The 11,313-nt window shown below is 61.7% G+C and carries 12 protein-coding genes; 6 read left to right on the top strand and 6 right to left on the bottom strand.

The window, feature by feature from the left end:
* Positions 1-72 precede the first annotated feature (72 nt).
* Positions 73-303, top strand: a complete 231-nt coding sequence (locus J3456_RS04330) for a DUF1127 domain-containing protein (RefSeq protein WP_349579038.1) — start codon at positions 73-75, stop codon at positions 301-303.
* 240 nt (positions 304-543) lie between these two features.
* Here J3456_RS04330 and J3456_RS04325 read toward each other — a convergent pair whose 3' ends face one another.
* Entirely contained in the window at positions 544-969 is a 426-nt protein-coding gene (locus J3456_RS04325) for a PaaI family thioesterase (protein ID WP_259985216.1), read from the bottom strand.
* A gap of 58 nt (positions 970-1,027) precedes the next feature.
* Here J3456_RS04325 and J3456_RS04320 point away from each other — a divergent pair, with 58 nt between their 5' ends.
* The 4 genes from J3456_RS04320 to gluQRS all read left to right on the top strand — a co-directional run bounded on the left by J3456_RS04320 (position 1,028) and on the right by gluQRS (position 4,953).
* Complete coding sequence (locus tag J3456_RS04320; RefSeq protein WP_349579037.1) at positions 1,028-1,813, top strand: enoyl-CoA hydratase; 786 nt, start codon at positions 1,028-1,030, stop codon at positions 1,811-1,813.
* A gap of 277 nt (positions 1,814-2,090) precedes the next feature.
* Positions 2,091-3,431 carry a methylenetetrahydrofolate--tRNA-(uracil(54)-C(5))-methyltransferase (FADH(2)-oxidizing) TrmFO gene (gene trmFO / locus J3456_RS04315; RefSeq protein ID WP_349579036.1) on the top strand — a complete coding sequence of 447 codons (1,341 nt, stop codon included), beginning with the start codon at positions 2,091-2,093 and terminating at the stop codon, positions 3,429-3,431.
* Between the two features lie 53 nt (positions 3,432-3,484).
* Entirely contained in the window at positions 3,485-4,099 is a 615-nt protein-coding gene (locus J3456_RS04310; RefSeq protein WP_349579035.1) for a class I SAM-dependent DNA methyltransferase, read from the top strand.
* A complete protein-coding gene (gene gluQRS, locus J3456_RS04305) occupies positions 4,096-4,953 on the top strand; it encodes a tRNA glutamyl-Q(34) synthetase GluQRS (protein WP_349579034.1) in 858 nt (285 codons plus the stop codon). The genes J3456_RS04310 and gluQRS overlap by 4 nt, the downstream gene beginning before the upstream one ends.
* Before the next feature lie 9 nt (positions 4,954-4,962).
* On the opposite strand, the gene hisI is transcribed toward gluQRS, so the two are convergent.
* Positions 4,963-5,322, bottom strand: coding sequence for a phosphoribosyl-AMP cyclohydrolase (hisI, locus tag J3456_RS04300; RefSeq protein WP_349579033.1), 360 nt, complete (start codon positions 5,320-5,322; stop codon positions 4,963-4,965).
* A 75-nt stretch (positions 5,323-5,397) separates the two neighbouring features.
* On the opposite strand from hisI, the gene J3456_RS04295 reads away from it, so the two are divergent.
* Entirely contained in the window at positions 5,398-5,859 is a 462-nt protein-coding gene (locus J3456_RS04295; RefSeq protein WP_349579032.1) for an iron-sulfur cluster assembly scaffold protein, read from the top strand.
* A gap of 195 nt (positions 5,860-6,054) precedes the next feature.
* Here the strand turns inward: J3456_RS04295 and J3456_RS04290 are convergent, their stop codons facing one another.
* From J3456_RS04290 to ctrA, 4 genes are all read right to left on the bottom strand, one after another.
* Entirely contained in the window at positions 6,055-6,183 is a 129-nt protein-coding gene (locus J3456_RS04290) for a hypothetical protein (protein WP_259944545.1), read from the bottom strand.
* Between the two features lie 99 nt (positions 6,184-6,282).
* Complete coding sequence (recG, locus tag J3456_RS04285) at positions 6,283-8,373, bottom strand: ATP-dependent DNA helicase RecG (protein ID WP_349579031.1); 2,091 nt, start codon at positions 8,371-8,373, stop codon at positions 6,283-6,285.
* Positions 8,370-10,442 (bottom strand): NAD-dependent DNA ligase LigA, encoded by a 2,073-nt coding sequence (gene ligA / locus J3456_RS04280; RefSeq protein ID WP_502989489.1) that lies wholly within the window; start codon positions 10,440-10,442, stop codon positions 8,370-8,372. The genes recG and ligA overlap by 4 nt, the downstream gene beginning before the upstream one ends.
* Before the next feature lie 134 nt (positions 10,443-10,576).
* Complete coding sequence (gene ctrA / locus J3456_RS04275) at positions 10,577-11,284, bottom strand: response regulator transcription factor CtrA (RefSeq protein ID WP_259944548.1); 708 nt, start codon at positions 11,282-11,284, stop codon at positions 10,577-10,579.
* Positions 11,285-11,313 lie beyond the last annotated feature (29 nt).

Below are 11,313 nucleotides of genomic sequence, written 5' to 3'. Positions count from 1 at the left end.
CCCTTGCACCTGTAGGCTTTCTACACTTTGTGTCAATACAATTTCGCCAATACAAATTCAAGGAGTTCCCCCATGACACAGGCTCGCCCTATCAGCGCCGATGCATTGACATTGATGACATACCGCGCCCTGCCGGTCCCTGCAATGATCGCGCTGCGCTTTGCGGCGGTCGTGACCACATGGGCGGCCCGCCGACGCACCCGGATCGCGCTTGCTGCGCTTGAGCCGTGGGAGCTTGATGATGCGGGACTTACACCGGAACAAGCCTCAGCCGAGGCTTCCCGCGTGTTCTGGCAGGCGTGACTTCCCTGTGGCGCCAGCCAGACCTCTTCCTTGGGCCGGGTTTCTCCCGGCCCTTTTTTGTAGATAGCCACCAGGTCCGGAATCAAGCCGCAGGCGCCGGGCCATTGCCTACCCGTCCCGGCGGGCTGGCGATTTGGTGAGGCTGAGCGGAAGTCTTAGAAGTCGCATAAGCGCTGCACCATAAAGTGGGACGGATCACCGGTGTGATCGCCACCCCACGGGCAGCCGATGACCCTTAGCCTACGCCTTCACCGGGGGAATCGCATAGGTCAAACTCGCCCGCGCCACCGGCTTATCCGACCCCTCCGAATAGATAAGCACATCCGTTACCGACAACTGCCGCCCCAGTTTGAGCAGCTTGGCATGGGCAATCAAAGGTACATCCGCCAGCGGCTTGCGCATGAAATCGATCGAGCAATTCGTCGTCACCGCCAGCGCCTTGGGCCCGATCATTGCCAGCGTCACCAGATAGGCCGCCACATCCGCCAGCGCGAACATCGACGGGCCCGAGACCGTCCCTCCGGGCCGCAGATGGCGGCGGCTGGTCAGCAGACGCATGGTGATCTCATTCTCGGCCACATGATCCACGGCGAAATCATCCGCCACCTGATCGAACACCTCCCGCATGAACGCCTCCAGCGCCTCTGCATCCATCACCACGGCCATACTTGTTCTCCCTGCTTTCCTCGGCGTAACGTTGGCGTGACCAGCTTGGGAGGGCAAGGTGACAATTCTTGACGTTACGGCACAGGGGCCGATCACCCATCTGCGCATGAACGCGCCCGAACGGCTGAACGCCCTGTCAGACGAAATGTTGGCCGTCCTGCACCGCAAACTCGACGAACTGGCCGAAGACCGCCAAACACGGGTGATTATCCTGTCGGGCGCAGGAAAAGCCTTCTGCGCCGGCCACGATCTGCGCCAGATGACCGCCATGCGCCAAGCCGAAGATGGCGGAGCCGCCGCCTTCAAAGACCTCTTCGACCGCTGCGCCGCCCTCATGGCTCGCATCCAAAGCCTGCCCCAGCCCGTCATCGCCCAAGTCCACGGGATCGCCACCGCCGCAGGTTGCCAACTTGTCGCCACCTGCGACATGGCCATCGCCAGCGAGGACACCCGTTTTGGCGTCAACGGCGTGAACATCGGCCTATTCTGTTCGACCCCCATGGTCGCCCTGACCCGCAGCATCCCGCGCAAACAGGCGTTTGAGATGCTGACCACCGGCGAATTCATCTCAGCCCGCCGCGCTGCAGAACTGGACCTGATCAACCGCGCCGTGCCGGGCGACCAACTGGCTACTGAGACCAACGCCCTCGCCGAAAAGATCGCCGCCAAACTCGGCACCGCCGTCGCCCATGGCAAAGGCGCCTTCTATCAACAGATGCACCTGCCCACCGACCAAGCCTACGACTTCACCGGCGCCATCATGGTGCGCAACATGCTTGAAGCAGACACCCGCGAAGGCATCGACGCCTTCTTGGAAAAACGCGCCCCCGACTGGCAGCAGTGATTGTTTCCAAATCCGCGCAACAGTGTTGCCGCGCAGGGGCTGGCAAATCTGGCAAAATCGGGGCACTGTTATATTAGGGTACAGAAACCCTAATGATTTTGGGTCGCCGACGGCGGAAGGTCCCTCCGGGTCAGCCTCTCACTGACCGACCATTCCCGCAGCGGCGACCCCAAAACCATGCCCGGCCAAGCGCGCGTGCCGCGATATTTCAGCGCGCAACGGCCCGCATCCGCGCTTGCCTGTTGCGTGCGAACCCGCCCTGCCCTACATCGCCCCCATGACAGATACATTGCACATCATCGGCGGCGGCATGGCCGGATCAGAGGCGGCTTGGCAAGCGGCGAACGCGGGCGTGGAAGTCGTGATTCACGAAATGCGCCCCAAGGTCGAAACCTTCGCCCACCAAACCGGGCTCTTGGGTGAGATGGTCTGCTCCAACTCCTTCCGCTCGGACGATGACGAGCAAAACGCCGTGGGCCTGCTGCATTGGGAAATGCGCGCCGCCGATGGCCTCATCATGGCCTGCGCCGACAAAAACCGCCTCCCCGCTGGCGGCGCGCTGGCAGTAGACCGCGACCCCTTCGCACAGACCGTCACCGACACGCTGCTCGCACACCCCAATATCTCCGTCGAATACGGCGAGATTACTGAGCTGCCAAAAGACGGCAAATGGATCATCGCCACGGGCCCGCTGACTTCGGGCGCGCTGGCCGAAGCCATCGCCGCCGAAACAGGTGCCGAAGCGCTCGCCTTTTTCGACGCCATCGCGCCCATCGTCTATTTCGACAGTATCGACATGTCGAAAGCCTGGATGCAGTCGCGCTATGACAAGGGCGAAACCGAAGAAGAGCGCACCGCCTACCTCAACTGTCCAATGGACAAGCAGCAATACGACGATTTCATCGACGCGCTGCTCGAGGCCGACAAAACCGAATTCCGCGAAGGCGAAACGGCGGGCTATTTCGATGGTTGCTTGCCCATTGAAGTCATGGCCGAACGGGGCCGCGAGACCCTGCGTCACGGCCCGATGAAACCGGTTGGCCTGACCAATCCGCACCAGCCCGAGATCAAGGCCCATGCCGTTGTGCAGCTGCGCCGGGACAACAAGCTGGGCACGCTTTACAATATCGTCGGCTTCCAGACTAAGATGAAGTACGGCGCGCAAACGAATGTTTTTAAACGCATTCCGGGGCTTGAGAACGCGCGTTTTGCGCGTCTCGGCGGCATTCACCGCAACTCATTCATCAACTCGCCCACGTTGCTTGACGATCAAATGCGCTTGCGCAGCCGCGACAATATCCGCTTTGCCGGGCAGATCACCGGCGTCGAAGGCTATGTCGAAAGCGCCGCGATGGGCTTGCTCGCGGGTCGCATGGCCGCGGCTGAGATCAAGGGCGGCAGCCTGCCAACCCCGCCCGACAGCACCGCCATGGGCGCGCTGATCACCCACATCACCGGCGGGGCGGATGCAAAAACCTTTCAGCCGATGAACGTGAACTTCGGCCTGTTTCCGCCTGTCGAAGGGCTTAAATCGGGCCGTCGCGGCCGCAAGGACCGCTACAAAGCCTATACCGACCGCGCCAAGGCAGATTGGCAGACATGGCTTGATCAAGGTTAACCCGCCCCGGGTTAACACTGGATCCTCCTGCCCATCCCCCATATCCTAGGGGAATGACAAAACATTATTTCGACAAAGCCTACGCGGCGCGGGACACGCAGGTGATCCGCAGCCTCTATGACGAATGGGCGGGCAGCTACGACGAGGATATCAAAGCGCAGGGCTATGCCACGCCCGACCGCGCCGCTGCCACGCTCGCTGAATTTCTGGACAACAAAAACGCCCCGATCTTCGATATCGGCTGCGGCACAGGGCTGTCGGGCGCGGCCCTGAAACAAGCGGGTTTCACCACCATCGACGGCGGCGATGTTTCCGCCGCCATGCTGGCAGAGGCTCGAAATAAAGGTATATACCGCAATCTGTTAGAGCTCGAAGTTGACGCGCCCCTCCCCTTCGCGCCCGGCAGCTATGAGGCGATCAGCGCCATCGGCGTGATCGGCCCCGGTGCCGCGCCGATCACATTGTTCGACACGTTGATGCATGGATTAGAAAAGGGCGGTAAACTTCTGTTTTCTTTAAACGAAAAAGCGCTCGAAGATCGCGGTGCCTTGGGCATGATCCATGAGTGGACCGACTGCGGCGCGGCGATCCTGCTCTTTGCAGAGGAAGGCCCGCACCTGCCCGGCATCGACTTGAAGTCTACCGTCTATCTGATTGAAAAGAATTGACACTTACCACCAGATTTGCCCCATCTCCGACCGGTCCGCTGCACCTTGGCCACGCCTATTCGGCGCTCTTGGCCCATGATCTGGCCAAAGCAGCGGGGGGAAGGTTTCTGCTGCGGATCGAAGATATCGACCAATCCCGCGCGCGACCCAAGTGGGAGGCGCAGATTTACGAAGACCTCGCGTGGCTTGGTATTGACTGGCCGCAACCCGTGATGCGCCAATCCGACAGAATGGCGGCCTACCACGTTGCCCTTGATGACCTCTGGGCGCGCGGCCTCGTCTATGCTTGCACCTGCAACCGCCGCGACATCGCCGCCGCCACCAACGCCCCGCAGGAGGGTGCAGAGCCCGTCTATGGCCCCGACGGCCTGATTTACCCCGGCACCTGCCGTGACGCGGGCCATCCAAAAGCATCCGGCGCGCTGCGGCTTGATATGCGTAAAGCTTTGGCTTCACTGGGAAATCGCGCGCTAAGCTTCACCGAAAACGGCCATGGCCCGAACGCTGAAACCGGCGCGACCACCTTCTCGCCGGATCAGCTTATCGCGACGGTCGGTGATGTGGTCTTGGCCCGGCGCGACATGGGCACGTCCTACCACCTTTCCGTGGTGCTTGACGATGCCGCACAGGGGATCACACTTGTCCCGCGCGGGGCCGACCTTTTTGCGGCGACCTATATCCATGTTGTGCTGCAGGCTTTGCTCGACCTGCCAACGCCGCATTATCACCATCACCGACTGATCCGGGATGAGGGCGGCAAACGGCTCGCCAAACGCGATGACGCCCGCGCCATCGCGCTCTACCGTGAGACTGGAATGACGCCCGAAGATATTCGTTCTATGGTAGGGATTTAGCGCGCGGACTTAATCCACCGACTTCATCAGTTCGACTTCGTCACCTTCCTGAATCCCGGTGTAAAAGCAACTGCGCCGCCCTGTGTGGCAGGCGGGCCCGGTCTGGTCCACAAGCACCAACAGGCAATCGCGGTCGCAATCGATCCGCATCTCAACCAGCCTTTGCACATGGCCACTGGTTTCGCCCTTCACCCAGAACGCCTGCCGCGAGCGGCTCCAATAGGTGACCTTGCCGGTCTCAAGGCTGCGCGCGATGCTCTCTGCGTTCATCCACGCCAGCATCAGCACCTCATGTGTCTCCGCGTCCTGCGCGATGGCGGGGATGAGGCCCGCTTCGTTGAACTGAAGGCTTGCAGGATCGAAAGTCATCGGGCACCTCGTGGAAATATTTGCATCTGTCTCTGCGGCGCTTATGTAGGGTTTCAGCACGAAAAGGAACAGCCCATGTCGGATGAGACGGACCTCATCAAGCTCTACTCCGCGCGTATCTTGGCGCTTACCGCAGAGATCCCGCATCTGGGCCGGATGGAGGCCCCGCAGGCCAGCGTGAAGCGCCGCTCGCCGCTGTGCGGCTCGACCGTGACGGTTGATGTGCGCGTCGAGCAAGGCCGTCTGGCCGAGATGAAACAGGACGTGAAAGCCTGCGCCTTGGGGCAAGCGGCTGCGGCCGTGGTGGGCGGTGCCGCGCCCGGTGCTTCGCTCACGCAGATCACCACTGCCCGCGATCAACTGCGCGCCATGCTCAAGGGCGAAGGGCCGGTGCCGGACGCCCCCTTCGACGGTTTCGAAGTGCTAACCCCTGCCTCGGCCTATAAAAACCGCCATGCCTCCATCATGCTAAGCATCGAGGCGCTGACAGAGGCGATGCAACAGGCCGAAGCCCCGGCGGACGCTGGAGAGCGTTAAGCGCAGCCTGCCGCAGCCCACCTCCCCCAATATTGAACAAAAAAAACGCCGCACATCCTGCGAAGGATGGCGGCGTCAGTCGGCGTTCCTCATGTTGGGACCCGCTTTGCCAGAGGCCGACGCGGACAGGCAAATCGGTGCATCAAATTGGGACGGATGCAGCAGACAAAGCGGCATGAGAGCCTTTGGCAGAACTCAGATAAAGGCGGGCAGATGCAATCCAACGACCAACATCACGATCAAAGCGGCGGCCCCTGCTGCATCCTGCAGCAATGTGGCCTGTGATCTGAGGGCGATAGATTTCAGGGCAGTGTAAGTCATCATCAGTACCTCCTTATCTTTGTTGCTCCTTTGTTCTCATTTCTACCCGCCTGTGTAAAGAACTTTCTGAGAACATTCGCGAACATAAAGAGGTTGGCGGTACTAACCCACTGTTATCAAACGGATCGCCTCGTCCTGCCGCATGAGCCATAGCAGCAACCTTACCGCCCTGCCGCGCGGCCCTTCGAGGGTGGGATCATCAACCAAAAGCTTTCGGGCATCTGATTGCGCCACCGCCATCAGGCCCGCCTGACGCTCCAGATCGGCCACCCGAAAGCGCGGCACGCCCGATTGCGCGGTGCCGATAAGATCGCCCGTGCCGCGCATCTTCAGATCGGTTTCAGCAATGACGAAACCGTCTTCGGATTCGCGCAGCACCTCAAGCCGTTGCCGGCCCGTATCGCTGAGGGGGGCTTGATACATCAAAAGACAGGTCGACGCCCCGGTGCCCCGCCCAACACGGCCGCGCAACTGGTGCAACTGCGCAAGGCCGAAAATCTCGGCCCGTTCCACCACCATGATCGTCGCATTGGGCACGTCCACGCCGACTTCGATCACCGTGGTGGCCACCAGCACCTTGGTCTCTCCCGCTTGGAAGGCACGCATCGCCGCGTCCTTTTCGGCAGGCGGCATCTGCCCATGTACCAAGCCAACGACCCCTTCGCCCAACGCCGCGCGGAGCCGTTTGAACCGGTCTTCCGCCGCCGTCAGATCGCTCACTTCGCTCTCTTCCACCAGCGGGCAAACCCAGTAGCATTGCCGCCCTTCGCTGATGGCGTGACGCATCCGGTCGATGACCTCATCCATCCGTGAGGTCGAGACCAGCGCTGTGCGAATGGGCTGTCGACCGGGCGGCTTTTCGTCGAGGATGGAGACATCCATATCGCCGTATTGCGCCAGCGCCAGACTGCGCGGGATCGGTGTGGCGGTCATCACCAGCACATCGGCCAGCCGCCCCTTGCGGCCCAATTCCAACCGCTGCCGCACGCCAAAACGGTGCTGTTCGTCGACCACCGCAAGGCGCAAATCGGCAAAGCTCACATCCGCCTGAAACACCGCATGGGTGCCGACGAGGATCTGGATGTCGCCGCGTTCCAGCGCCGAGAGCTTGGCCCGCCGTTCTGCCCCTTTGTCGCGCCCGGTGAGGAGTTCCAGCACCACGCCCGCCTGTTCCGCCAGCGGTTGCAGCCCCATAAGGTGCTGACGCGCAAGTATTTCCGTCGGCGCCATCAGCACCGCTTGCCCGCCCGCCTCAACGGCGCGCAAAAGCGCCATGAAGGCGACCAGCGTCTTGCCCGCCCCCACATCGCCCTGCAACAGCCGGTTCATGCGGGTCTCGCGGCCCATGTCGGCGGTGATCTCTTCGACCGCGCGCTGCTGTGCGCCGGTGGGCCGATAAGGCAAGGAAGACAACACCCGCTTTTGCAACCGGCCGTCGCCCCGGTTCGCCCGTCCCATCTTGCGCCGCTCATTCTGCCGCGCCAAGGCGAGGGTCACTTGATGGGCAAAAAGCTCATCATAGGCCAACCGCTCCCGCGCCGGGGCCGTGGCGGTGAGGTCTTGCGCGTTTTGCGGGTCATGCGCCGCCTCTGCGGCGGCGACGAAATCGGGCCAAGCGGCCTGCGCCGCCTGCCCCGGATCGGCCCATTCGGCCACCACCGGCAGCCGTTTCAACGCGCCTCGGGTGGCTTTGTACATCACCTTTTGCGTCAGCCCAGAAGTGAGCGGATAGACCGGCTCAAAGTCAGGAATATCGCCCGATTGGTCTTCCGGCACGGCGAAGTCCGGGTGGACCATCTGCGCCATCCCGTCAAAAAACTCTACCCGGCCCGAAACGATGCGACGGCTGCCTTCGGGCAATTGCCGCTGCCAATAGTCGCCGCGCGCGTGGAAATAGACCAGTTGGAAACTGGTCTGCGCGTCCTCGACCGTGATGCGGTAAGCGCCGCCTTTGTTGCGTGCCGGACGGTGTGCGCCGATGGTAACGGCCACGGTGAGTGTCGCAGGCAGATGCGCGTCTTTCACACTGTCGCGCAGACGGCGGTCGATACCGGAGTGCGGCAGGGTAAAGATCAGATCGCGCGGCGCTTGGATGCCCATTTGGCCCAGCAACTGCGCTGTCTTTGGCCCCACCCCTTCGAGCGTTTCGAGCCCCGCAAAAAGCGGGAAAAGCTGTTCCGGTCTGCCGCTCATTTGCCTTCGATCAAGGCGAGCCAGCCATCTTCATCCATCGTCTCAACCCCCAGATCGGCGGCCTTCTTGGCCTTAGACCCCGCCCCCGGCCCGGCGACCAAGATATCGGTTTTGCCGCTGACCGAGCCCGAGACCTTGGCCCCCAAACGCTCCGCCCGGGCCTTGGCCTCGGCCCGGCTCATCTTCTCCAAGGTGCCGGTAAAGACGACGGTCTTGCCTGCGACGGGGCTGCCTTCGGTGTCGGGGCGTTCCGCCGGGATCACAGTCAGATGCGCCACCAGCCGGTCGATTGAGGCGCGCTCTGCCTCTTGCGCAAAGGCCGAAACCAGCGAGCCCGCCATGACGCTGCCGACGCCATCGACGCCGATCAGATCATCCCAAGCGGGGCCGTCGAGCCCGCGCGCCTCGGCCATGGCGGCCTCAAAACTGTCCCAATCGCCGTAGTGCAGCGCGATCAGGTTCGACGCCGCCTCGCCCACATGGCGGATACCAAGGGCAAAGATTAGACGCGCCATCGGTATTTCACGGCGATCTTCGATGGCTTGAAACAGGTTGTCCGCCGATTTCGCCCCCCAGCCTTCGCGGTTTTTCAACTGCTGCACGCCGCTGCCGAAACGCTCTTTCAAGATGAAAATATCCGCTGGCTCCGCGATCCAACCGTCTTGGTAAAACTGTTCGACCTGCTTGGCCCCCAGACCGTCGATATCAAAAGCCTTGCGGCTGACGAAATGGATAAGCTTTTCAACGGCCTGCGCCGGGCAGATCAGCCCGCCGGTGCAGCGCCGCACCGCATCGCCCGGCTCCCGGATCGCATCCGACCCGCATTCCGGACAGGTGGAGGGATAGACAAAGGCTTCGGCATCCGAGGGACGTTTCGACAGATCCACGTCGGCCACTTTGGGGATCACATCGCCCGCGCGGTAAATCTGCACCCAATCGCCCACGCGCACGTCCTTACCGCCGCGGATTTCGGCGCCCTTGCTGTCGAGGCCCTTGATGTAATCTTCGTTGTGCAGCGTCGCATTGGAGACGACGACCCCGCCCACCGTAACCGGCTGCAACCGCGCCACGGGCGACAAGGCACCGGTGCGTCCAACTTGAATGTCGATCCCCTCAAGCCGGGTCCACGCCAATTCGGCGGCGAATTTATGGGCCACGGCCCACCGCGGCGTGGTGGAGCGAAAGCCAAGCCGTTCCTGAAGCGCGAGGTCGTCGACCTTGTAGACCACGCCATCGATGTCATAGTCCAGCGTGGCGCGCTGCGCTTCGATCTGTTCGTAATGGGCGACCATATGGCTTGGCCCGTCACAAAGTGCGGTCAGAGGGTTGGTCGAAAATCCCAGTTCCGCCAATCGGTCAATCGCGCCCTTCTGCGTTTCGGCCAAGGGTTCCGAGAGCGCGCCCCAGGCATAGGCGAAAAACTGCAATGGCCGGGCGCGGGTAATCTCTGCGTCGAGCTGCCGCAGTGATCCGGCGGCGGCATTGCGGGGGTTGGCAAAGGTCTTACCGCCCCTTTCGGCCTGCCGCGCGTTCAGTGCCGCGAAGTCGGCGTGGCTCATATAGACTTCGCCGCGCACCTCCAGCAGGTCCGGCGCGTTTTTTAACTCTTGCGGGATGTTTTCAATGGTGCGGGCGTTGGCGGTTACATTTTCGCCCACCGCGCCATCGCCCCGCGTGGCGGCCTGCACCAGCACACCCTTTTCATAGCGCAGGGACAGCGACAGCCCGTCAATTTTGGGCTCGGCCGTATAGGCCAGTGGCGCTTCCGACCCCAGCCCAAGGTATTTGCGGATCCGGGCGTCGAACTCAGTGACTTCCTCGGCGTCAAAGGCATTGGCGAGCGAAAGCATCGGCACCGCATGTCGCACCTTGCCGAACCCTTCGGCGACCGGCGCGCCGACTTGCTCTGACGGGCTGTCAGCGCGCTTGAGGTCGGGGAAGCGCGCTTCGATCGCGGCATTGCGCCGTTTCAGCGCGTCATAGTCCGCGTCGGAAATTTCTGGTGCATCTTCCGTATGATAGGCGGCATTCGCCGCGCTCAGCACCTCGGCCAGCCGGGCCAGTTCCATCTCTGCCTGCGCTTTGGTCAGCGCTTCAACCTCGATCTGGGATGTCACGATCTGCCCCCGATATTGTCACCTGTGGCTTAGATAGGTGGCGATCAGGGGCAGGTCTAGCGATTTCAGGCCCGGTTGATGGCAGATCAGGCGCTGGCGGCCAGATCCATCTGCGCCGGTTCGGGATCGCGCAGCACATAGCCCCGGCCCCAGACGGTTTCGATATAGCTCTCTCCCCCAGTGGCTTGGCTCAGCTTTTTGCGCAGCTTGCAGATAAAGACATCGATGATCTTCAATTCAGGCTCATCCATGCCGCCATAGAGGTGGTTAAGAAACATCTCTTTGGTCAGGGTCGTGCCCTTGCGCAGGCTCAGCAGTTCCAGCATCTGATATTCTTTGCCGGTCAAATGCACGGGGCTGTCGTTAACGCTGACGGTCTTCGCATCAAGGTTCACCGCGACTTGCCCCGTCTCAATTACGGACTGGGAATGGCCTTTGGAACGGCGGATGATGGCGTGGATCCGGGCCACCAATTCTTCGCGGTGGAACGGTTTGGTCAAATAATCGTCGGCACCAAATCCAAACCCCCTGAGTTTGTTTTCCGTGTCATCGGAGCCCGACAGGATCAGGATCGGCGTGTCAATCCGCGCAAGCCGCAGTTGGCGCAGCACATCATGGCCGTTCATATCCGGCAGATCGAGGTCGAGAAGGATCAAATCATAGTCATAGAGCTTGGCCAGATCGATTCCCTCTTCGCCTAAGTCGGTGGCGTAGACGTTTAGATTCGCATGGGTCAGCATGAGTTCAATACTGCGAGAGGTCGTCGGGTCATCTTCAACTAACAATACACGCATTCGGTTTCTCCGGCTCATCTAGGACGATT

The organism is Sulfitobacter sp. NFXS29 (assembly GCF_040148765.1).
Classification (GTDB): domain Bacteria; phylum Pseudomonadota; class Alphaproteobacteria; order Rhodobacterales; family Rhodobacteraceae; genus Sulfitobacter.
Note: the sequence above shows the minus strand (reverse complement) of the source record. Positions and strands in the feature narration are given on the sequence as shown.